Below are 22,625 nucleotides of genomic sequence, written 5' to 3'. Positions count from 1 at the left end.
GCCGGGCCCTGCACCTTGATGCCGGGCGGTGGAACACCCCACTATGATGCCTCGGTTCGCCGAACGTTCATGGCGGGTCCGGCCAGCGTGCCAGGACAGCTATGGGCCAGCCAGTGCATTTTCAGGAGTTGCCATGTCTTCCCTCACCCATTTCGACGCCCAGGGCCAGGCCCACATGGTCGATGTCGCCGCCAAGCCCGCAACCCACCGCATCGCGGTCGCCGAAGGCCGCATCACCATGCAGCCCGCCACACTGGCCATCATTCAGGGCGGCACGGCCAAGAAGGGTGACGTACTGGGCATTGCGCGCATCGCCGGCATCATGGCAGCGAAGAAGACCAGTGACCTGATTCCGCTGTGCCACCCGCTGGCGTTGACGCGTGTGGCTGTGGAGTTTGAGCTGTTGCCAGATGCGTCTGCTGTCCTTTGTATTGCAACGGTGGAAACGGTGGGGCCTACCGGTGTCGAAATGGAGGCCCTGACCGCCGTCCAGGTGGCCCTGCTCACGATTTATGACATGTGCAAGGCGGTGGACAAGGGCATGGTGATGGGGGGCGTGAGGGTGGTGGAGAAGCGAGGGGGGAGGTCGGGGCATTCTTACTCTTGAGTAAAGAGTAATTTGATACCTGAGGTATTGAGCTTGCTTCAAATCGATCAAGAAAACACTGAAATTCCCTCATTAATTACAGTGTTTGAAATGATTTCCTTGCAGATTACGAGGCCTTTTGTTCATGGTACTCATCATCAATATTGATGGACCATATTTTATCTTTCTCAGCCACACCTTCATTAATCTGGCGAGCAGCCTCCTTGGCCGTCAGCATTGAGTGATCCTGGTTGTTGTAACGATGCATTCCATTCCTTCCAATGAGAAAAAGGTTCTGAATTGGATCAAGTGCATTTCTTATTTTGTCGAAACTCTTATACGCATCTCCAAAGTATCCAGGATAGGCCTTTGGAACCTTTAGTACCACGGCATCCATTGATTTTTCTGTGTTGACAAGTGCAATTTTCTTTATTTCATGTTGTGCTAAATTAATAAGCGCTTCATCGGATTTATTCCAGATTTCATCCGTTTCTTTACAAAAAAACTCTAGTCCAAGCCAAACTGTATCCGGCTTGGCTACCATAAATGGGCTCCAGTTGTTGAATATCTGAACACGTCCCACATTGACGCCGGGTTCTTGAATATAGATCCAATTGTCTTTGAGGTCGCCCCGAAGGGCATCGCGTGGGTATAGCAGGCCTACTGTAAAAAAATCTCGATATTGTAGATTTTGGGCGATCTCTTTTATTTCGGGCGTCCAGTTTTTGGCGGATGCTGAAATAAGATTCTTTATTGGCATTGTTGATATCAAGTGCGTGCACTCGAGATTGGTCTCGCTACCATCTTGATATCTAACGGTTATAGAGCGCACCGTATTCTCTGTTACATCTATGCCGATAACTTCGGCCTTCATATGCAATGTGCCTCCGCTATTTTTGAAATGGCTAGCTACGGTCTCCCACATCTGACCGGGTCCGTATTTTGGGTAAATGAAGCTCTCAATCAAGGAGGTTTGCTCCGTTGATTTTCCTTTTAAACCCAGCATTGATCGGATGGAGTGTGTTAATGCTTTCAGAATGGAGAGGCTTTTGATACGCTGAGCCCCCCATTCGGCGCTTATCTGCTCACAAGGAACACCCCAAACCTTCTCTGTATACTCTTTGAAAAATTGCTGATATAGCTGTTTTCCAAAGCGGTTTACTAGAAAGTCTTCCAGGGATTTTTCTGGTTTTACAGGACTGATTCTGGAGCCTATATAGCTAAGGCCGAAGTGGAACGTTTTTTTGAATCCCAACTTCTGAATACTCTCTAAATTCAGCTTAAGTGGGTAATCAAAGAATTGGCGATTGAAATAAATTCTGGATAGCCTGTCGCGAATCAACATGACGGCATCGCTATCATCTGGCTTACCGGGAATGGGGAGATTGCTTATCTCTTTTCCTTGGTATTTGAATGAACGATTATTAATGTCTTTTGGTGTGCTGTGAATTGGCATGTATGACTGCCACCATTGCATAACCCAATCGGATTTGGAGAAGAACCGATGTCCTCCGATATCGATGCGGTTGCCATTATGGCTAACGGTACGGGATATGCCTCCTACATAACAGTCAGCTTCAAATATGGTGATGTTTTTTTCGCCGGCCTCTTGAAGTTCACGAGCAGCAGTAAGGCCTGCTGGTCCAGCACCAATGATGATGATTTTTTTCTGCATATTAGAAGAGGAAAATTTTCCGAACTAGAAAGTTGAAAATAAAAGTTGCTCCTGCTGCCACTATTTTGACAATTTCCAGGTTGGCTTTTAGCTGTAAATATCCTATTTCAAGTATGGCTTGTGTAATTAGCAAGCCTACAATTCCTATTGTTGCAAACAGCAGAAATTCTCTGAATTTTTGGTTTTCAAATTGACGATCTTTGAAAACCAACTTGACGCTCATAAGATAGTTCGCGACGGTCCCCGCAAAAAATGCCAGTGCAGCGGAAGTCGTTAGCGGTATTTCCATCCATCGAATCAGAAATGACAGCGTCCCAGTGTCTATTAGTAGTGCAACAAGTGCTACCAAGAAATACCGAGTGAACTGAACTATTGCAGTTTCCTTGAAATTTACGGCTGACTGGATTTTCTGAAAAGTGGATGATGGATTCTGCATTTTCTAAATATCCTTGCATGCGTAGAGATATAAATATTCTCCGGACATTGTGGATTCATTCTTGTTCTTCTCATCATTCTGCATGTAAGCTTTTCCCAGTGGGGTGATCGGAAGAGTATTCGGAATTATTAAGTAGTCAAGCTTGAAATATTTATCATGGCATGCGTCTTTCAAGGATTCAACATCTATTTGGCAAATTCCGGGCTTCTTGTTCAGATTGTCCATCATTTTGCACAGCTCTGACTGGAATTGGTAGGGGTAAAGCAGATTTGCTCGGCGTTGAGATTCCAATGCGGTCCCCCGATTAAATAAAAGCCCTGCCTGCTGTAGCTCATTCCAGTAACTTGGCTTATGCAGCATGACCCAAGGGGCTAGTAATTGACCGCTCCAGTAGACGGTCGCCCCTGGTTCAATGGAGTAGTTAAATATTTTGTCGGGATTTTTGCTTTTTTCTATTTGGGTAGCCAAGGGCGAGCGTTGATCCCAGTTAATAAATGAGGCAACTGCTAGTGCTGCAGTTGCTCCAAAAATATAAGGGCGAATGCTCTCTTTCCTATGCCAGTATTTTAATGCAAAGAATATTATGGTTATTAGTACTACCGGGTGTGTCAATGCAAGCCCTAGCCTCTCCCAGCGGATTTCTTGTAAATTGGGGTTGCTTATATCGAGTAAATAGGCTACATAGCGAAGGTATGTGCCTGTTATTGCTGCGGCAAGGCCAATGTACAAGGCCAACACATAAGGTCGGCTAATTTTTTTCTGTATATGAGGCCAGGCAAAATAAAGAGGAATAGTAAAAATAGCTGCATGGACGGAAGCCAGGGCCCCGTAAGGGGCGGCAGCGACAATAGTTGCTGAGAATAGTACGAGTCTGGGTTGTTGAGATTTGCCTTGATCTCGCATTCCAATAATTGCGAGTGGCGTGGATACTAAAGCTGCCCAATGCAGCAGCCAGTGAGCACGCCATAATTGGAGGCCGGCAGGTAGGACTAGCTTTAATAGATCAACAAGTAAAATGCTCGCCACGCAGCTTATTGCAGTAGTCCAAAGAGCCAAGACGGACCATTTGCGCAGCGCTGGCTGCATAAAAGGCAAGGCTACAAAAATTATGAAAAAATCTATAATCAACCATAGCCAGGACTCCGCTGGCCAACGAAGCATGAAGACATTCTTGTTGACATCAGATATTGCCTCGAGCCACTGGGTGTCATAGCTTTCGAAAATCCGATTAAAAGGATGAAGTCCCATCCATCCAAATATCAGCAGAATTATTCCAATCAGGACTGCAAAAATGCCCCTTTCTTTTTTATTTATTATTTGGGAAAGAAGCCATAGAGAAATGCCTGGGAGTGCCTGCAAGGGATGGAGAAGTGCTGCACATGCAAGCAGGGATAGTGAGATCCAGCGATGCCCCAATATCAAGGTGGCCATTGCGAAGATAACCAGGGGCTCCGCATAACTACGGCTGGTGAGATATGGTTCCTGGAAGCGGAAAACATTATATCCGCCATAGCTTGATGGCCAAACTAAGAGAAAAATCAAAGCCCATAGGGCTATTTTTCGATTTGGCAATATCTTTGTTGCGAAGAAGGCACTGCTGGCAAGAAATAGGATGAATGCAATAGACAGTCCGGCCATGGAGACTGCCCCGGTTTCAAAGAATTTTAATGGGATCGCCAGTAGTTTTGGATAAATCGTGTAGCTTGCTTGTGATCCATAGGCGAAAAATAGGTCCCTGTCCAACTCCTGTGGAAATAGTACTCTGAGTGCTTGCCCAAAATATAGAATAGAATCGTGTCGTATTCCATTGTAAGGGCGCAGTGAAAATAACAGTGCCACCAGTAAAGATAGTGCCGCCAAGCTTGTAATATCCGGGGGGCGGAGAGGAGAGCGCTGGATAGCCGAATTCTCGATAGAATCTGATTGCATGCGATATAGAATTGGTTTTTACCTTGACTACTAGTCAATCAGGAGATTTCCAACTGCATTCTCAAAGCTTGGAAGCGTGAAAAAGGGGCATGATTCATGCCCCTTTTTTCACATGGATTTAAATTCCATGAATCCTTGATTAAACAATGCTAGAGCGTAGAACCCTTGTGCCTAAAGCGAGGACTCAAGAATTAAATATATCAGTTGGAAGACTTGCAGGAGCCAGGCAGATACTTTGCCGGCATCGGGTTCGAAGAGGCAGGTCCACAGCGCCATTCGTGAATGGTCTTGCCGCCACCCGTTGTACCAACCAAAGCGGTGGGTGCAGATCCTGCTGAGGCAATAACGTATGGCTTCAACTCGATAGAGTTCGCCGTTGAGGAAGTGTCGCCCTTCAAGTTCGTGGAATTTGCATTGACGGTAATGACGCCGTTTGAGTCCGTATTGCCGCCCAGAACAAATTTGGTGGCAGAAATGCTGCAGCCGCCGTTCAATGCCGACGATACGTCATCGCCGGGGGCATTTTGCACTGTATCGGTTACTACAGTACGGCAGCTAGAGCCGGCCAGAATTACTTCCGATACACGCGCACGCACCGTGTAATCCTGATAAGCCGGCAGCGCAACCGCTGCCAAAATGCCGATGATCGCCACAACGATCATCAATTCGATCAAGGTAAAACCTTGCTGGATGGAACGCTTCATGAACTTCTCCTCATAGGGGGTTGATTGCATGCTCTGTTGAGCAAGAGCCGTGCCAGATGCCTCGGGGCGCCAAGGTCCACGCTTGTGTATGGTTTGGTTGCAACTTACACGGTTGGTCGCCATTCTCTGACAAATTGATCCATTTGTTGTGACGTTTTTGTCAGAGATCGTTCGTTTGCCACTGATGCTGCGCGCAGCTTGTCGGAGGGATCGGAATGGTCCTTCACGCCACCAGGAACTGCATCTGCGTACCTGCCAGCTCCACCGTGTCCCCATGCTGCAGCGGCATGGCGCGGCGGCCTATTTCCTGGCCGTTGAGCTTGAGGCTGGGGGAATCGCCCTCCAGCTGGGCAAGCACGAAGCCGTGGTGCTTCTGGGTGATGGATGCGACGGCCACGCCGGGCTTGCCCAGCGTGGTGACGACTTTGACCAGTGGCACTTCTCGGCCGGCAGCGTTGCCGTTGAGCATGCGGATGGCGGCCTGGCGTGTGGCCAGTCCGGCCATCGACGGAGGCAGGGTGTGGTCGAAACCCGAGGACGTTTCTTGGCTGAACTGCGAGGGCAGAGCCGCTTCTGCCAAAGGGGCCGGGCGGGTGGCCTCGACTGCCGCGGCGATGGCGGCCAGGGCCGAGCGTGAGGACGCGCTGACCTGCTGTTGCACGAAGCGGATCTTGTACTTGCCGATGTCCAGCAGGTCGCCGTGGTTCAGGGTCTGGCGCAGTATGGGCTGACCGTTGACATACGTGCCGTTGGTGCTGCGCAGGTCTTCGATGATGACGGTGCCGTCGACGACGCTGAGAACGGCGTGCTCGCCGCTGACCGCCAGGTTGTCGATCACGATGTCGTTGTAGGGACGCCGTCCCAGCGTGGTGCGCTCCTTGGCCAGCTGCACTTCCTTGATGACGGCGCCGTCGATGGAGATGACCAGGGTCGGCATGCTCAAAGTTCCTTTGTTATGCCCGGGTTGCACCATCCACTGGGCGATCCGGAGCTGGGGTGTATCCAAATATTATGTCTGCGGCCTGCGCGTGCCGAGGTCTGTCATCGTATTTGATACAGACTATGGATTATCTTTTCCCGATTGTTGAATTTGCAATCATTTTTAACAATTGGAACCTGGGAGGGTGGTGCAGGCAAGCGCGTCCATCGGTTGGGGCCTGCCGTCGATCGCTGTGCCGGCCTCAATCGATGGAAGTGACGGCCGGGGAGGGCGGGCTGGCCAGTATCTCGATCAGCGCCGCGCTGATGTTGTCGTTTCCGCCGGCTTCGTTGGCGGCGGCAAGCAGCGAGGTCAGCAAGACGGGCAGCGGGCTGGATTGGGTGAACAGGGCGGCGATGGCCTGGTCATCGAGCATGTCGGTGAGGCCGTCGGAGCACAGCAGGATGCGGTCGCCGGGCTGCAGCGGCCATTCGTTGAAGTCGGGTGTGACATCCTGCGTGACGCCCAGGGCCTGGGTGAGCAGGTGGCCCAGGCCGGACTGCCGGGCTTCATGGTCCTGGATGCGGCCTGCATCGATTTCTTCCTGAAGCCAGGTGTGGTCGCGGGTCAGGCGCAACAGCCGTCCGTCGCGCCAGCCGTAGGCTCGCGAGTCGCCCAGGTGGGCGAGCATGAGCAGGCCGGGCAGCAGGGCGGCGGCAATGATGGTGGTGCCCATGCCGCGGCAGCCAGGTGTTTTCTGGGCGGCGGTGAGGATGGCGGCATTGGCCAAGTTCAAGGCATTGGCCAGTGACTGCTGCAGCTCCTGGCGGGCCTGCACCGTGTTGGCTGTGGACGCTTCGGTGGCGACGCTTTGCAGTGCCACGGATACCAGGCTGATGGCCATGGCGCTGGCGACTTCGCCGGCGTTGTAGCCACCCATGCCATCGGCCAGCACGGCAATGGGCCAGGGCTGGGCGCCAGGGTGGATGGTGACGGCATCCTCGTTGTTGTCACGGCGCCGGCCCACATCGGTGCGCGCAACCATGGCGCAGTGTTGCGCAGGGACTGCCTGTCGGCAGGGCTGGTCCGGGGTCTTGGGTGCGCTGGGCATGGTGGCGAAGGGCGGGCGCGGCGGTGTTGCCATCAGTCCCTGTGTGCAGATGCAATGGTGAAGGCCGATGCACAGCGTAAATGAAAACAGTGCCCCCAAGTGCCAAGAATGGGTCGACGCGGCGGCTCGTCGGCTTGACGCCACATCAAGAACGGACCTTCACAAAGCAAAAACGCACTGCCGAGGCAGTGCGTCGTATAGGGCGAGGGCGCGCCTGCGGCGATGTCAGGCCTGTGCCGCGTGCTTGGCGCCGGAGCGCGACTGCAGGAGCTTGCCAATGCCGACGACCAGCACGGCACCGGCGGCAGCCGCCACGTAGTGCAGCCAGGGATGGCTGATGGCGTAGTCGTGCAGCAGGCGGTCGTTGACGATGGTCTCGCCTCCGACCCAGCCGATCAGGGCAGCGCCCAGTGTGATGATGACGGGGAAGCGCTCCATGAGCTTGATCATCAGCGTGGAGCCGAAGACCACCAGCGGGATGCTGATGGCCAGGCCCAGGATCAGCAGGACCATGTTGCCCTGCGCCGTGGCGGCCACGGCGATCACGTTGTCCAGGCTCATCACCAGGTCGGCGATCAGGATGGTGCGGATGGCGACCATCATGCTGCCATGACCCTTGGATTCGCCTTCATCCTCTTCTTCGCCGGTCAGCAGTTGCAGGCCGATCCACAGCAGCAGGCAGCCGCCCACGATCTGCAGGAAGGACAGCTCCAGCAGCTTGGCCGCGACCACGGTCAGGATGATCCGCAGCACCACGGCGGCGCCGGAGCCGAACATGACGGCTTTCTTTTGCTGTGCGGGGGGCAGCGAGCGTGCTGCGAGGGCGATGACGACGGCGTTGTCGCCAGACAGGATGATGTTGATCCAGACGATCTTCAACAGGCCGATCCAGAAATCGGCGCTTTGCAGGTATTCCATGGTTTCTCCGCTGTTATGAGTTGAAAAGCGCCAGGGCAGTAGCCTCTGGCGCTTTTTCTTTTTTGGAGTCGTCAGTGTAGGGCGGACTTGCCGCCTTACCGATTCGTAATTCTGCGTAATTTCTTCCTGGGGCGAACCCCAGGATGTCACGCAGAACCGTGCCGCTTAGATCAGGCCCTTGAGCAGGCGACCCATTTCGGAAGGATTGCGGGTGATGACGAAACCGCACTCTTCCATGATGGCCAGCTTGGCGTCGGCCGTGTCGGCACCGCCGGAGATCAGCGCGCCGGCGTGGCCCATGCGCTTGCCGGGAGGGGCGGTGACACCAGCGATGAAGCCGACGATCGGCTTCTTCATGTTGTCCTTGCACCAGCGGGCAGCTTCAGCTTCGTCGGGGCCGCCGATTTCGCCGATCATGATGACGGCATCGGTGTCGGGGTCGTCGTTGAAGGCCTTCATCACGTCGATGTGCTTGAGGCCGTTGATCGGGTCACCGCCGATGCCCACGGCCGACGACTGGCCAATGCCCAGTTCGGTCAGCTGCGCCACGGCTTCATAGGTCAGCGTGCCGGAGCGGCTGACCACGCCGATGCGGCCCTTCTTGTGGATGTGGCCGGGCATGATGCCGATCTTGATCTCGTCGGGCGTGATCAGGCCGGGGCAGTTGGGGCCCAGCAGCAGGGTGCGCTTGCCGCCTGCGGCTTCCTTGGCGCGCATCTTGTTGCGCACTTCCAGCATGTCACGGACGGGGATGCCTTCGGTGATGCAGATGGCCAGGTCCAGGTCGGCTTCCACGGCTTCCCAGATCGCGGCGGCAGCGCCTGCGGGGGGAACGTAGATCACGGAGACCGTGGCGCCCGTGCCTTGCGCGGCTTCCTTGACGGAGGCGTAGATTGGCACGTCGAAGATCTTTTCGCCGGCCTTCTTGGGGTTCACACCGGCCACGAAGCAGTTCTTGCCGTTCGCGTATTCAATGCACTTTTCAGTGTGGAACTGGCCCGTCTTGCCCGTGATGCCTTGGGTGATGACCTTGGTGTCTTTGTTGATGTAGATCGACATGGTGTTTTCTCCGGGCCTGCTTACTTGACGGCTTCGACGATCTTGGTGGCCGCTTCGGCCATCGTGTCGGCGCTGATGATGGGCAGGCCGGACTCGGCCAGCATCTTCTTGCCCAGTTCTTCGTTCGTGCCCTTCATGCGCACGACCAGGGGCACTTGCAGGTTCACGGCCTTGCAGGCAGTGATCACGCCGGTGGCGATGGTGTCGCACTTCATGATGCCGCCGAAGATGTTGACCAGAATGCCTTCGACCTTGGGGTTCTTGAGCATGATCTTGAAGGCTTCGGTGACCTTCTCGGGGGTGGCGCCGCCGCCCACGTCCAGGAAGTTGGCCGGCTCGCCGCCGAACAGCTTGATGGTGTCCATGGTGGCCATGGCCAGGCCTGCACCGTTGACCAGGCAGCCGATGTTGCCGTCCAGCGAGATGTAGGCCAGATCGAACTTGGAGGCTTCGACTTCGGCGGGATCTTCTTCGTCCAGGTCGCGCAGGGCCACGATTTCGGGCAGGCGGAACAGGGCGTTGGCGTCGAAGTTGAACTTCGCGTCCAGGGCAACCACGTTGCCCTTGCTGTCACGGTTCAGCGGGTTGATCTCGACCAGCGAGGCATCCGTGTCCATGTAGCACTTGTAGAGCTTCTGGCAGATGTCGATGAACTGGGCGGTGGAGTCGGCAGGCATGCCGATGCCCTTGGCCAGTTCTTCGCCCTGGGCCTGTGTCAGGCCGACCAGGGGGTCGACGAAGATGGTGATGATCTTCTCGGGAGTGGAGTGGGCCACTTCCTCGATGTCCATGCCGCCTTCGCTGGAAGCGATGAAGGCCACCTTCTGCGTGCCGCGATCGGTCACGCACGACAGGTAGTATTCCTTCTGGATGTCGGCGCCGTCTTCGATGTACAGGCGGCGGACCTTCTGGCCTTCGGGGCCGGTCTGGTGCGTGACCAGCTGCATGCCCAGGATCTGGCCAGCCAGTGCCTTGACGTCGTCAATGGTCTTGGCGACCTTCACGCCGCCGCCCTTGCCGCGGCCACCAGCGTGGATCTGGGCCTTCACGACCCACACGGGGCCGCCGAGCTTCTGGGCGGCCTCGACGGCCTCTTGCACTGTGAACGCAGGGATACCGCGAGGTACAGGCACACCAAACTGACGCAAGATGTCCTTGCCTTGGTATTCATGAATCTTCATGATGTCTCTCTCAAACAAATAGGGGGGGATTGACCCGGTAGCCCTGGGGTGCTGCCTCAAGGCGGAGTGACCTGGCAATCGCCGAATGTACCATGCTGCACTGCGCCATCCGACACGCCCCCATGCGCAGAATCCACAATTTCCTGCGGGCCAAGCAGCATGCCAGGAACTGTGCAATGCCTTGATATGTCAGGGAAAAGACGGTTTCCCGACATTTCTTTCAGGCGCCACAGCTCTTTTGTCTTATAGAGGATCTGCAGACGGCTCTGCCCGCCGTTTGTAACAGGCGCATGTCAGCGCGCCTTTGATCGCCGCTGCCAACCGTTTTGCGACAACGGGCGCAGGGGGACCCGGTTTCGGTGAGAATCCGCAGCTGGAACGCGGCAATGGTGCCGCAGCGGCTCCAGGAGGGCCGCGCAGCAGGAGAAATACAGCGATGGCAAAAGTCTTTATCGATGGCGAAGCAGGCACGACAGGGCTGCAGATCCGTGAGCGTCTGGTCGATCTGTCCGGCGTGGAGCTGGTCAGCATTGCCCCCGAGCTGCGAAAGGATCCTGCCGCCAAGCGTGCGCTGATCGCCGGCGTGGACTTGGTCATCCTGTGCCTGCATGACGATGCCGCGCGCGAGACCGTGGCCATGGTCGATTCCATCGAGGCCGAGACCGGCCGCGCCATCAAGATCATCGATGCATCCACGGCCCACCGCGTGGCGCCCGACTGGGTGTATGGCTTCCCGGAGCTGCGTGCCGGCCAGCTTGAGGCGGTCAAGACTGCCAGGCGCGTGTCCAACCCCGGCTGCTATGCGACGGGAGCCATCGCGCTGCTGCACCCGCTGGTCGCAGCGGGCCTCATCCCCGCCGACCACGGCCTGAGCCTGCCCTCGGTGTCCGGCTATTCGGGTGGCGGCCGCAGCATGATCGAAGCCTATGAGGCCGGCACGGCCGCGCCTTACGAGGCCTATGCGCTGGGCCTGACGCACAAGCATATTCCAGAGATCCTGCAATACACCGGCCTGACGCGCCGCCCGGTGTTCATTCCCGCCGTGGGCAATTTCCGCCAGGGCATGCTGGTGCAGCTGCCGCTGCACCTGGACCTGCTGCCGGGCGCGCCCAAGGCGTCCGACCTGCACGATGCGCTGGCCTCCCACTACGCGGCCACCAACACGCCGGAGCAATGGGTGTCGGTGCTGCCGCCGGCCGAGGACATGAAGCTGGCCGCCGACACGCTGACGGACACCAACAAGCTGGAGCTGCGCGTGTTCGCCAATGAGCAGTACCGCCAGGCCGTGCTGATCGCCCGTCTGGACAACCTGGGCAAGGGTGCCAGCGGCGCCGCCGTACAGAACCTGCAGATCATGCTGGGCCTGTGAGCCCGGCCACGCCACCGTCCGCGTCCCTGCCGGGCCGGCGCGGTCCGGCCTGGGGCCATGTCCTGGCCCTGGCCGTGCTGTGCCTGCTGGTCGTTCTGTTTGCCTGGAAGCTGCGGCCGGCACTGCCGTCTTCATCGCGCCTGCTGCTGAGTCCGCTGTTGGGCAATATGGAAGCCTGCCTGGTGCAGGACGGGCTGCGCGAGGACTTCCCCAAGGAATTTCAGCAGATACCCGCCAGTTGCCTGGGTCCGCAGGGCTCGGCCGCAGAAATGGTGAAAGCCACGCTGCAGCGCCTGGGCCGGCCCCAGGGCGAACTGGACCTGGGCTATACGCTCAGCGTGCCGCTGTTGCGCTACGTGCAGTGGAATGGCCAGGCCTGGGAAGTCCAGGGCGAGGCGCTGGACCGCGTGGTGCGCACGGTGGCGCAGGCGCATCGGCCCGTGGTGCTGTATCTGTTCGCCACGCATTTCGAGGTGCACTCCAAGGCCGAGGAGCGCCTGGCCGCCGATCCCGCCAATCTTGCTTGGACGCCCAAGGGGCCGCTGCCGCTGGACAGCTATTTGGGCGCACGCATCTTCCCGTGGTCGGTCGCGCGGCAGGACAACGAAGTCACGCGCGTGCGCAAACTGGTGGTCGATGCCCTGGCCGAGCGCATGTGCGCCGCAGGCGATGCCGCCATGCACCAGTTGCGCGCCCTCACCGTGCTGGGCGAGACGCACCAGCTGTTTCCGGGATTCGAGGCCGGCATGGGATTCGCGGCCGAAGGCTATGCGGTCACCGACTACAGCCCGGCCTCCGTGGCGGGCTTCCATGCATTCCTGCGCCAGCGCTATGGCGACATCGCGCAGCTCAATGCCCACCTGAAGTCCGGCTTTGCCAGCTTCGATGCGGTCGAGCCGCCGTCGCGCGACATCCGCAGCGAGCCGCTGCAGAACTTCTTCCAGCACATCGACAGCTATGCGGCCGGCACGGTCCCGGTGTCCGGCTGGGTCCACTCGCCCGATGCGAAGCTGCAAAAGCAGCTGGCCGTGGCCGTCTTCGTGGACGGGCGCCCCTACTCGCACGCCCCCGTGCACATGCACCGCCAGGACGTGGCTCAGGCCAGGCCCGGGTTCCTCACGCCCGATGTGGGCTGGCGTGCCGATATCCGCTATCCGGCGCTGGGCGAGGGCCTGCACCGCATCGACGTGGTGCTGCAGGCCGGCGGACGCAGCCTGGGCCTGCTGGCCACGCGCCAGATCGCCGTGATGGACCGCAACCAGGGCGAGCCCCGGCCCCATGCCGCCGAGGCCTTGCCCGACTTCGGCAAGCTGCCGGATGGCGTGGAATTCTGGGTGGACAGCCCGCAGGACCGGCTGGCGCTGTTCTACAACCCGCTGGTCACGGACTGGAACGATTTCCGCGAGCAGCAGGTTGCCGACTACATCCAGGGCTTTTCCGAGCACATCGGCCACGGCTGCCTGGGCCGGGTCCCTCGCTTTGCCCACCAGCTCAACCCCCATGCGAATCCGAGCTGGGATGCCAACCGCTACGCCGTGGAGCGCAGCCTGCAGCGCATGCCGGGGCTGTCCCTGGGTGTCAGCCTGTACGGCGAAGATACCTACGGCCCGCTGGTCGGCCAGATGCTGCGCCGCTATGGCCACACGGCCTATGGCGTGACGGAGTTCCATCCGCTGGTGGCCCTGTCGCCGCAACGGCTGGAGAAAGTGCTGACCATGCACCGCCGCCAGGGCGCGCGCTTCCTGTCCTTCTTCATGGAAGCCCGGCCCGAGGATGCGACGGGCACGCAGTCCAGCAACGAGTTCTCGTTCGATGCGGACAACACCGCGCATGGCTCGGATGCGCTGTACCACTCGCTGCGCCAGCTGCTGCAACCGCACTGATCTGCCGCGCGCAGCCATCGACGTGTCTTCCTTGCAGAACAACTCCCCCGTGGCCGCCGGCCGGGCCACCGCCATCGGACTGCTGGCCGTGGTGTGCTGGAGCTGCACCGTGGGCCTGATGCGCTCGGTGGCCGAGCCGCTGGGCGCCGTGGGCGGCGCCGCCATGCTCTACACGGTCAGCGCCCTGTGCGTGGCCGCCGTGCGCGGCCTGCCCAGGCCCTCGCAGTGGCGGGCCATGCATCCGGCCTACTTCTGGGGCTGCGGCCTGCTCTTTGCGGTCTACGAGATCTGCCTGTCGCTGGCGATTGGCCTGGCACAGGACCGCGCCCAGGCGCTGGAGCTGGGGCTGATCAATTACCTGTGGCCCAGCCTGACCATCGTTTTGGCCGTACTGCTGCGCCAGCAGCATGCGCGCTGGTGGCTGTGGCCCGGCGTGCTGCTGTGCCTGTGGGGCCTGACGCGCGTGCTGGGCGGCGACTCCCTGCAACTGCGGGGCATGGCGGACCACATGCTGTCCAACCCGCTGGCGTATGGACTCGCTTTTGGCGCGGCCCTGCTGTGGCCCTGCTATTCGCTGGCTGCGCGGCGCTGGGGCGGTGGCCACAATGCCGTGGGCCTTTTCCTGATATGGACCGCGCTGGCGTTGTGGATCAAGTGGCTGTGGCTGGGCGGTGAAGGCGGCATGCAATGGTCGGGCACCGTGGTGCTGCAATTGCTGGCCGTGGGCGGGCTCACCGCCCTGGGCTACAGCTGCTGGGAGCACGGCATACAGCACGGGCACCTGGCCGTGATGGCTGCAGCGTCGTACTTCACGCCTGTGTTCTCGGCGCTGCTGGCCAGTGCCTGGCTGCAGGTGCGGCCGGGCTGGGGATTCTGGCAGGGCGTGGTGCTGGTGACCGTGGGGTCGCTGGTGTGCTGGGGTGCTACCCGGCGCGCAGACTAGCCTTCGTCCTCTGCTCCCGCGTCCCAGTCTTCGCTGCGCCCCCGCAGCACCTTGCTTGCAATTTCTCCACCAAAACCGCGCGCAGCCAGAAAGCGCATCTGCTTGAGTCGTTCCTGCGGTGTGGCCGGTGGTGCACCGAAGCGCTGGCGCCACACGGCATGGGCACGCTGCAGTTCGGTGGCACGCAGTTGCTCGGCGGCGGCGCGCACCAGGCCGTCGTCCAGCCCCTTGCTGCGCAACTCCTGCACCACGCGTGCCGTGCCAAAGCGCGCGGCCTTGCGGTGCAGCACGGACTCGGCCACGCGCTGGGCACTGATGAAGCCGCGCTGCTCCAGCGCGTCGAGCATGGCGCCCAGGTCTTCGCCTTCCTCCACATGGGGGGCGAGCTTGCGTTCCAGCTCCAGTCGTGAATGTTCGCGCTGGCCCAGCAGCTTGAGCGCCCGGCCCTTGAGCGACAGCTTGGCGAATCCCATGCGGCAGCGTCTCCTGAATCGTCCTGAATAAAAAAGGCGCAGACGTGAGCCTGCGCCAAGATGGCAAACACAGTGTGCGCAGGCGCTGCGGCGCCTGCTGTGAGGGGGCTGGGTGCTCAGGCTTCGATCACGCCGTCCTTGTCGGCCTTGGCCTTGGCGGCCGCCTTGGGGGCCTTGGCTTCGGGGGCATCGCCACCGGTCGTGGGCAGCAGGGCGATGCCCAGGCCGTCGCGAACCTTGTTCTCGATCTCCACGGCCAGGCCACGGTTCTCGCGCAGGAATTCGCGGGCGTTGTCACGGCCCTGGCCGATCTTCTCGCCGTTGTAGGCATACCAGGCGCCCGACTTGTCGAGGATCTTGGCGTTGACGCCCATGTCCAGGATTTCACCTTCGCGCGAGATGCCCTCGCCGAAGAGGATGTCGAACTCGGCGGTCTTGAACGGAGGCGAGACCTTGTTCTTGACGACCTTGACCTTGGTCTCGTTGCCGATGGCCTCGTCGCCCTTCTTGATGGTGCCGGTGCGGCGGATGTCCAGGCGGACCGAGGCGTAGAACTTCAGCGCATTGCCGCCCGTGGTGGTTTCGGGGCTGCCGAACATCACGCCGATCTTCATGCGGATCTGATTGATGAAGATGACCATGCAGTTGGTCTTCTTGATGGTGGCCGTCAGCTTGCGCAGCGCCTGGCTCATCAGGCGGGCCTGCAGGCCGGGCAGCTGGTCGCCCATCTCGCCTTCGATTTCGGCCCGGGGTGTCAGCGCGGCCACCGAGTCCACGACGATCATGTCCACGGCGCCCGAGCGCACCAGGCTGTCCACGATCTCCAGGGCCTGCTCGCCGGTATCGGGCTGGCTGATCAGCACTTCATTGAGGTTCACGCCCAGCTTCTGGGCGTAGCCGGTGTCCAGCGCGTGTTCTGCGTCGATGAAGGCACAGGTGCCTCCCTGCTTTTGCATTTCGGCGATGACCTGCAGCGTCAGCGTGGTCTTGCCCGAGGATTCAGGGCCGTAGATCTCGATCACGCGGCCACGGGGCAGGCCGCCCACGCCCAGGGCGATGTCCAGGCCCAGGGAGCCGGTGGAGACGACCTGGATGTCCTGGATGGCTTCGCCTTCACCCAGGCGCATGATCGTGCCCTTGCCGAACTGCTTTTCGATCTGGGCGAGTGCGGCCTGCAGGGCCTTGGCTTTTTCACTGTTGGCGGTGGTGACGGCGGTGTTCATGCGGACTCCTGGGTTGGCTAGGGTTTCAGCTCTGTATTTGCATTCAGGCTGGATGCTTGAACAGTAGTTTATGGGCTTGTTGGTTTGTTTTGTTGGTGTTTTTAGTCAGTTTTCCTGACTTGTTGGATTTGCCTCCACAATGCATCCATGAGTGAGTTTTCCCCCGTCACGCCGCCCGCCGATGCCTGGCGCCAGACCCACCTGGGCCGCCTGCTCGGCCATGCCATGCGGCGGTTCGACGCGCGTGTGCTGCAGCTCATGGCGCGCGATGTGGAGGTGCCGCTGGCGCTGTCCAATCTTGCGGCGCGCGACAAGGTGGGCGCGGCCCACATCCACATCACGCGGCATCTGTCGCTGGCCGGCGACAGGCTCACCGACCTGGCCGAGCGCGCTGGCATGACCAAGCAGTCCATGGGCGACCTGGTGGCCCAGTGCGAGGCCTGGGGCCTGGTCACGCGCGAAAGCGACGAGCGCGATGCGCGCGCGCGCCGCATCCGCTTCACGCCTGCGGGCCTGGCCTGGCTGCAGGCCTTCCATGACGCCGTGTCCCAGGCCGAGGCCGAGTTCCGCGAGGAAGTCGGCGACGACATCGCCACCGTGGTGGCGCTGGGGCTGGAGGCCTATGCGGGCGGCGGCTCACTCGGGTAAGGTCCCTGCCCTTGGGGCGGGGCGCATCCTAGAATCCTGGGAATCAAAGGCGCGCATTTCCAACATCCAGAGCGCGTCTGTATTTCAGGAGACAACCCCATGCGCATTCTGATTGCCGAAGATGACCAGGTCCTGGCCGATGGTCTGCTGCGCAGCCTGCGCGGCTCGGGCGCCGTGGTCAGCCATGTGGCCAACGGCAGCGAGGCCGATACCGCGCTGATGACCAGCAGCGAGTTCGACCTGCTCATCCTGGACCTGGGCCTGCCCAAGATGCACGGACTCGAAGTGCTCAAGAAGCTGCGCGGCCGGGGCGATGCGCTGCCGGTGCTCATCCTCACGGCAGCCGACAGCGTGGAAGAGCGCGTGCAGGGGCTGGACTACGGCGCCGACGACTACATGGCCAAGCCGTTTGCGCTGTCCGAGCTGGAGGCGCGTGTGCGTGCGCTCACGCGGCGCGGCATGGGTGGCGCCAGCAGCACCATCAAGCATGGCCCCCTGGTCTACGACCAGGCTGGCCGCGTGGCCACCATCGACGGCAAGATGGTCGAGCTGTCGGCGCGCGAACTGGGCCTGCTGGAAGTGCTGCTGCAGCGTGCGGGCCGGCTGGTCAGCAAGGACCAACTGGTCGAGCGCCTGTGCGAATGGGGCGACGAGGTCAGCAACAACGCCATCGAGGTCTATATCCACCGCCTGCGCAAGAAGATAGAGCGCGGCCCCATCCGCATCGCCACCGTGCGCGGCCTGGGCTACTGCCTTGAGAAGATCGCTTCCTGAGGCCGCTGCCCTGGCTGTCAGGCCCGGGTTGGCTTGCCTGCGCATAGTGGCGGATGCCACGGGGCCGTGAACCCGTCGTGAGGGCTGCCCGCCGATGAAAATCTTCCAGCGTGAACAGCGCTCACTGTTCGGCGAGATCCTTGACTGGATGCTCACGCCGCTGCTGCTGCTGTGGCCCGTGAGCCTGGCACTGACCTGGCTGGTGGCCCAGGGCCTGGCCAACAAGCCGTTCGATCGCGCGCTGGAGTACAACGCCCAGGCGCTGGCGCAGCTGGTGATGGTGCAGCACGGCAAGGTGCTGTTCAACCTGCCGCAATCGGCCAGCGAGATCCTGCGCGCCGACGAGTCGGACACCGTGTATTTCCAGGTGCTGGGTGTCAAGGGCGAGTACCTGGCCGGGGAGCGCGATCTGCCGCCGCCGCCCGAACCTGACGAGGCGGCGCTTGCGGGCGCGCTGCCCGGCCTCCCCTCCGGCGGCACCGTGCAACTGCGCGATGCCGAGTTCCGCGGCATTGACCTGCGCGTGGCCCATGTCTGGGTGCGCATGCCCCTGCCCGACGAGCCCCAGGCCCTGGTCCAGGTGGCCGAGACGCGCGAAAAGCGCAGTGTGCTGGCCACGGAAATCATCAAGGGCGTGATGCTGCCGCAGTTCGTCATCCTGCCCCTGGCCGCCTTGCTGGTGTGGCTGGCGCTGGCGCGCGGCATCAAGCCGCTGCACCGGCTGGAGGAGCGCATCCGCGCACGCCGGCCCGAGGACCTCTCGCCCATCAACCACAAGGACGTGCCGCTGGAGGTCGTGCCGCTGGTGGACTCGGTCAACGACTTGCTGGGCCGGCTCGGTGATTCGCTGGCCACGCAAAAGCGCTTCCTGGCCGACGCGGCCCACCAGCTCAAGACACCGCTGGCCGGGCTGCGCATGCAGGCCGAACTGGCCCAGCGCGAGGGCGTGAGCACGGAGGAGTTGCGGCAGTCCCTGGCCCAGATTGCGCGCTCCAGCATCCGCGCCACGCACACGGTGAACCAGTTGCTGGCGCTGGCGCGCGCCGAGAGCGCCGGCGTGGGACGGGGCCTGGCCATGCAGCCCTGCAACCTGGTGCGCATCGTCACCGACGTGGTGCGCGACTGCCTGCCACGCGCCATGGACAAGCATGTGGACCTGGGCTACGACGGCGCCGAGTCGTTTGCCACCGGCGTGTGGCTGCAGGGCAATGCCACGCTGCTGACGGAGCTGGTGCGCAACCTCGTGGACAACGCCATCAACTACACGCCTTCCAGCAGCAGCCGGCCCGGCATGGTCACGGTGCGCGTGCTGGCCGACCCCTTCGGCCAGGTCCTGTTGCTGCAGGTGGAGGATTCGGGACCCGGCGTGCCCGAGGCCGAGCGCGAGCTGGTGTTCCAGCCGTTCTACCGTGTGCTGGGCTCGGAGGCCGACGGCTCGGGCCTGGGCCTGCCCATCGTGCTGGAGATCGCGCGCCAGCATGGCGCCCAGGTGGTGCTGGAGGATGCGCATCCGGGCCAGCAGCCCCCGGGTGCGCGCTTCAGCGTGCGCTTCACGGCGCTGCGTTCGCCGCCGCCGCCTAAGCCTGCGGCGTAGGTGGTGCGGCTTCCGCGGCTGCCGCAGATCCCCCGGGGGCCACGGGGGCCACCGCGATCCGTCCCGGCGTCTGCGCGGCATGGTCCACCAGCCAGTTGCGGAAGATGCCCAGGGTGCCGTGGTTGGCGCGGTCGGCCGGATAGCACAGCCAGTAGCCCAGGGCGCTCTGGTAGCCGTGCTGGGGCAGGGGCTCGTTCACCAGGCCGGCCGCGATCTCGTCCTGCACCAGGCAGCGCGGCACCAGGGCGATGCCCATGCCGGCCATGACGGCGCGGATGATGGTCTGGAACTGGTCGAACTGCGGGCCCGCAAGAGGGCTGATGCCGTTGACGCCATGGGCCTCGCTCCAGCGCGCCCAGGCATCGGGAATGGTCACATGGCGCAGCCGGGTGCAGCGAGCCACGTCCTGGGGGGTGGTGATGCGTGCTTCGGGACCCGCGCCGCGCGGCGGCGCGATCAGCACCACCTGGCGGCCCACCAGATAGTGGGCGTGCGCACCGTTCCAGTGCCCGTCGCCAAACAAAATTGCGCAGTCCAGCCCCGGACTGTCAAATTGGTAGCTGTGTACGTAGGGTACAAAGTGCAGCGTGATCTGTGGATAGCGCTGCTGAAACTGGGGCAGCCTGGGGATCAGCCACTTGGCCGCGAAAGTCGGCAGCGATGACAGGTGCAGCGCGCCTCGGCTGTCATCGCTGGTGATGAGTTCGAGGGTGGCGGCCTCCAGCTGGCCCAGCAGGGCGCGCACTGCGCGCTCATAGCGCTCGCCCGCAGGCGTCAGGCTCAGCCGCTTGCGCTCGCGTTCGAACAGCGGCACGCCCACCCACTTCTCCAGCTCCTGGATCTGCTTGCTGACTGCGCTTTGCGTCAGGTGCAAGGCCTCGGCCGCGCGCGAGACGCCCCCGAAGCGCACCACGGTGGAGAAAGCGCGCAGCAGATGCATGGGCGGGTTGAGGCGGCGCAAACTCATGACAGGGATATGATGAAAGTATTCCTGTTTGGAATATTAACAGGCACAGTATTTGCTTTTTTTGTGAGCAGATTTCTTTTAATCTGAACTTGTTTGTAAGAAAGATCCTATGCAACGACGCCATTTCCTTGCTTCCATCGCCGCTTCTTCTGTCGTTCCTGGAATGTCCTTCGCCCAGGACACCTCCCGTCCCTTGCGCATCGTCGTTCCGTTCCCTGCTGGTGGTTCCACCGACATGGTCCCGCGCAACATGCAGGACGTGCTGCCCAAGCTGCTGGGCGGCCAGGCCGTGGTGATCGAGAACAAGGCCGGCGCTGGCGGCTCCATCGGCATGGCCGAAGTGGCGCGTGCCACCGACGGCGTGACCTTCGGCATCGCCACGCTGTCCACGCACGGCGTGAACCCCGCCGTGTTCAAGAAGCTGCCCTACGACGCCATCAACGACTTCGTCGGCGTGACCGAGATCGTCAAGGCGCCCGGCGTGATCGTGATCAACCCCAAGCTGGTGCCCGCCAACAACTTCGCCGAGTTCGTGAAGTACCTGAAGGCCAACCCCGGCAAGGTCAGCTTCGCAACACCCGGCAACGGCACCATCGGCCACATGTGGGGCGCCCAGTTCATGAAGAGCACGGGCACCGAGATGCAGCACATTCCCTACCGCGGTGCAGGCCCGGCCATCAACGACGTGCTCGGTGGCCAGGTGCCCGTGTACTTCGACCAGGTGGCTTCCTCGCTGCCCCACATCAAGGGCGGCAAGGTCAAGGCCCTGGCCGTGTCCTGGCATGAGCGCCTGGACGTGCTGCCCGACGTGCAGACCTATGCCGAAGCCGGCCATGCGGACCTGAACGATCCTTCGTGGTTCGGCCTCGTGGCCCCCAAGAGCACGCCGCCCGAGCAGATCGCCCGCGTGCAAAAGGCCATCGCGGCCGCGCTCAAGGATCCGGCCGTGCAAAAGCGCATGGCGGCCCAGGGCCTGTACATCTCCGGCACCAGCAGCGACGCTTTCACCAAGCAGATCGCCAGCGAAGTCGCCAAGATGAAGAAGATTGCCGCCACGGCCCAGATCCAGCTGGATTAAGGCTCCCACGGAGGCGCTTCGCGCCTTCCCCCTCTCCCGCTTCGCGGGAGGGGGACCACGCCCTCGCTGCGGGACGGCCCTTGCTGGGCGTGCCTGATATGAGGCTGCGCCCCGTTCATGGAGTGCGCCCGGCGAGTGGCGTCTGCACAACCGAGTAGACACATCTCATGCATCCCGTCCTGCGACTGATCAGTCAGAACTTCCTGCAATCCCTGCCCGGCGCGGCAGGCTCCGGCGCGGCCGATGCCGCGCCGCCCATGGTCACCAGCGTTGCCGGCGCCAGTGCCGTGGTGCTGGACTCGCCGCACAGCGGCACGGTCTACCCGGCGGACTTCGGCTCCTGCCTGCCGCTGGCCACGCTGCGCCAGGCCGAGGACACGCATGTGGAGAAGATCTACGCCTTTGCGCCGGGCCTGGGCGTGAGCTGGGTGGAGGCGCATTTCCCGCGCATCTACCTGGACGCCAATCGCGACACCACCGAGATCGACACCACCATGATCGGGGGCGAGTGGCCGCTGCCCGTCACCACCGACCAGGTCGTGCTGCAGAAGGTGCGCCTGGGCAAGGGCCTGATCTGGAAGTTCACCGATGAGGGCGTGCCCATCTATGACCGCCAGCTGCCCGCCGCTGAACTGATGCAGCGCATCGAGCGTTGCTGGAAGCCCTACCATGCGGCCGTGGAGCGCGCCATCGACGGCGCCCATGCGCGCCATGGCTACAGCATCCATATCAACTGCCATTCCATGCCGTCCGTGGCGGCCAGTCATGCCACGCTGCACCCGGGCCTGGTCCATGCCGACTTCGTCATCGGCGACCGTGACGGCAGCACGGCCAGCCCGGCACTGTCCGAACGCATCTGCGCCTTCCTGCGCGAGCGCGGCTACAGCGTGGACTACAACCATCCCTACAAGGGCGTGGAGCTGGTGCGCCGGTACGGCAAGCCCGCCGAGCATCGCCACAGCATCCAGATCGAGATCAACCGCAAGCTCTACATGAACGAGCAGACCCTGGATCTCGACCAGGCCGGCTACCTGCGCCTGACCACCGACCTGAAGGTGCTGGTGGAGCAACTGATGGCCACCGATCCGCGCACGCTCTGAATCCCCCGCGAGTGAAACGCAAAAGGCCCGCGATCACAGGATCGCTGGCCTTTTT

21 protein-coding genes are annotated in these 22,625 nt (G+C 61.2%); 9 read left to right on the top strand and 12 right to left on the bottom strand.

The window, feature by feature from the left end; all coding sequences use genetic code 11:
- The first annotated feature begins 133 nt into the window (after positions 1-133).
- The gene (gene moaC / locus ACFPFG_RS16840; protein WP_380107491.1) at positions 134-607 is read left to right on the top strand and encodes a cyclic pyranopterin monophosphate synthase MoaC; all 474 of its coding nucleotides are present in this window, start codon (positions 134-136) and stop codon (positions 605-607) included.
- Between the two features lie 106 nt (positions 608-713).
- Here the strand turns inward: moaC and ACFPFG_RS16835 are convergent, their stop codons facing one another.
- The 9 genes from ACFPFG_RS16835 to sucC all read right to left on the bottom strand — a co-directional run bounded on the left by ACFPFG_RS16835 (position 714) and on the right by sucC (position 10,518).
- Positions 714-2,261 carry an NAD(P)/FAD-dependent oxidoreductase gene (locus tag ACFPFG_RS16835; RefSeq protein WP_232245673.1) on the bottom strand — a complete coding sequence of 516 codons (1,548 nt, stop codon included), beginning with the start codon at positions 2,259-2,261 and terminating at the stop codon, positions 714-716.
- A gap of 1 nt (position 2,262) precedes the next feature.
- Positions 2,263-2,697, bottom strand: coding sequence for a GtrA family protein (locus tag ACFPFG_RS16830; protein WP_380107489.1), 435 nt, complete (start codon positions 2,695-2,697; stop codon positions 2,263-2,265).
- A 3-nt stretch (positions 2,698-2,700) separates the two neighbouring features.
- On the bottom strand, positions 2,701-4,626 hold the full coding sequence (locus ACFPFG_RS16825) for a hypothetical protein (protein ID WP_197953980.1): 1,926 nt from the start codon (positions 4,624-4,626) through the stop codon (positions 2,701-2,703).
- A 200-nt stretch (positions 4,627-4,826) separates the two neighbouring features.
- Positions 4,827-5,330, bottom strand: a complete 504-nt coding sequence (locus tag ACFPFG_RS16820) for a pilin (RefSeq protein WP_374619048.1) — start codon at positions 5,328-5,330, stop codon at positions 4,827-4,829.
- Between the two features lie 223 nt (positions 5,331-5,553).
- Positions 5,554-6,267, bottom strand: coding sequence for an FHA domain-containing protein (locus ACFPFG_RS16815; RefSeq protein ID WP_183021352.1), 714 nt, complete (start codon positions 6,265-6,267; stop codon positions 5,554-5,556).
- Between the two features lie 244 nt (positions 6,268-6,511).
- The gene (locus tag ACFPFG_RS16810) at positions 6,512-7,294 is read right to left on the bottom strand and encodes a PP2C family protein-serine/threonine phosphatase (RefSeq protein WP_183021353.1); all 783 of its coding nucleotides are present in this window, start codon (positions 7,292-7,294) and stop codon (positions 6,512-6,514) included.
- A 291-nt stretch (positions 7,295-7,585) separates the two neighbouring features.
- Positions 7,586-8,278, bottom strand: a complete 693-nt coding sequence (locus tag ACFPFG_RS16805) for a TerC family protein (RefSeq protein WP_099734894.1) — start codon at positions 8,276-8,278, stop codon at positions 7,586-7,588.
- A gap of 165 nt (positions 8,279-8,443) precedes the next feature.
- A complete protein-coding gene (gene sucD / locus ACFPFG_RS16800; RefSeq protein ID WP_012202800.1) occupies positions 8,444-9,337 on the bottom strand; it encodes a succinate--CoA ligase subunit alpha in 894 nt (297 codons plus the stop codon).
- 20 nt (positions 9,338-9,357) lie between these two features.
- Positions 9,358-10,518 carry an ADP-forming succinate--CoA ligase subunit beta gene (sucC, locus tag ACFPFG_RS16795; protein WP_071954120.1) on the bottom strand — a complete coding sequence of 387 codons (1,161 nt, stop codon included), beginning with the start codon at positions 10,516-10,518 and terminating at the stop codon, positions 9,358-9,360.
- A 436-nt stretch (positions 10,519-10,954) separates the two neighbouring features.
- Here sucC and argC point away from each other — a divergent pair, with 436 nt between their 5' ends.
- The 3 genes from argC to yddG are packed head-to-tail and all read left to right on the top strand — an operon-like array spanning position 10,955 to position 14,713.
- Positions 10,955-11,887: an N-acetyl-gamma-glutamyl-phosphate reductase gene (gene argC, locus ACFPFG_RS16790; RefSeq protein WP_380107484.1), complete on the top strand. Its 933-nt coding sequence runs from the start codon at positions 10,955-10,957 to the stop codon at positions 11,885-11,887.
- Entirely contained in the window at positions 11,884-13,770 is a 1,887-nt protein-coding gene (locus ACFPFG_RS16785) for a hypothetical protein (protein WP_380107482.1), read from the top strand. Before argC ends, ACFPFG_RS16785 begins: the two co-directional genes overlap by 4 nt.
- Positions 13,771-13,792: 22 nt before the next feature.
- The gene (gene yddG / locus ACFPFG_RS16780) at positions 13,793-14,713 is read left to right on the top strand and encodes an aromatic amino acid DMT transporter YddG (RefSeq protein WP_197953976.1); all 921 of its coding nucleotides are present in this window, start codon (positions 13,793-13,795) and stop codon (positions 14,711-14,713) included.
- On the opposite strand, the gene recX is transcribed toward yddG, so the two are convergent.
- On the bottom strand, positions 14,710-15,186 hold the full coding sequence (gene recX / locus ACFPFG_RS16775; RefSeq protein WP_183021358.1) for a recombination regulator RecX: 477 nt from the start codon (positions 15,184-15,186) through the stop codon (positions 14,710-14,712). The genes yddG and recX overlap by 4 nt on opposite strands.
- A gap of 116 nt (positions 15,187-15,302) precedes the next feature.
- Positions 15,303-16,409, bottom strand: coding sequence for a recombinase RecA (gene recA / locus ACFPFG_RS16770; RefSeq protein ID WP_183021359.1), 1,107 nt, complete (start codon positions 16,407-16,409; stop codon positions 15,303-15,305).
- A gap of 147 nt (positions 16,410-16,556) precedes the next feature.
- Here recA and ACFPFG_RS16765 point away from each other — a divergent pair, with 147 nt between their 5' ends.
- The 3 genes from ACFPFG_RS16765 to ACFPFG_RS16755 all read left to right on the top strand — a co-directional run bounded on the left by ACFPFG_RS16765 (position 16,557) and on the right by ACFPFG_RS16755 (position 19,425).
- Positions 16,557-17,057: a MarR family winged helix-turn-helix transcriptional regulator gene (locus ACFPFG_RS16765; protein WP_012202807.1), complete on the top strand. Its 501-nt coding sequence runs from the start codon at positions 16,557-16,559 to the stop codon at positions 17,055-17,057.
- A 99-nt stretch (positions 17,058-17,156) separates the two neighbouring features.
- Positions 17,157-17,831 (top strand): response regulator, encoded by a 675-nt coding sequence (locus tag ACFPFG_RS16760; RefSeq protein WP_012202808.1) that lies wholly within the window; start codon positions 17,157-17,159, stop codon positions 17,829-17,831.
- 94 nt (positions 17,832-17,925) lie between these two features.
- Positions 17,926-19,425 (top strand): sensor histidine kinase, encoded by a 1,500-nt coding sequence (locus tag ACFPFG_RS16755; RefSeq protein ID WP_183021360.1) that lies wholly within the window; start codon positions 17,926-17,928, stop codon positions 19,423-19,425.
- On the opposite strand, the gene ACFPFG_RS16750 is transcribed toward ACFPFG_RS16755, so the two are convergent.
- Positions 19,409-20,392, bottom strand: a complete 984-nt coding sequence (locus ACFPFG_RS16750; protein WP_183021361.1) for a LysR substrate-binding domain-containing protein — start codon at positions 20,390-20,392, stop codon at positions 19,409-19,411. The genes ACFPFG_RS16755 and ACFPFG_RS16750 overlap by 17 nt on opposite strands.
- Before the next feature lie 109 nt (positions 20,393-20,501).
- Between ACFPFG_RS16750 and ACFPFG_RS16745 the strand changes: the two genes are divergently transcribed.
- Positions 20,502-21,470 carry a Bug family tripartite tricarboxylate transporter substrate binding protein gene (locus ACFPFG_RS16745; protein WP_012202811.1) on the top strand — a complete coding sequence of 323 codons (969 nt, stop codon included), beginning with the start codon at positions 20,502-20,504 and terminating at the stop codon, positions 21,468-21,470.
- Positions 21,471-21,637: 167 nt separating this feature from the next.
- Positions 21,638-22,570 carry an N-formylglutamate amidohydrolase gene (locus ACFPFG_RS16740; protein ID WP_183021362.1) on the top strand — a complete coding sequence of 311 codons (933 nt, stop codon included), beginning with the start codon at positions 21,638-21,640 and terminating at the stop codon, positions 22,568-22,570.
- The last annotated feature ends 55 nt before the right edge of the window (positions 22,571-22,625 follow it).

The organism is Delftia deserti, from assembly GCF_042653485.1.
Classification (GTDB): Bacteria; Pseudomonadota; Gammaproteobacteria; order Burkholderiales; family Burkholderiaceae_C; genus Comamonas; species Comamonas acidovorans.
This window is presented reverse-complemented; position numbering and strand designations above follow the sequence as displayed.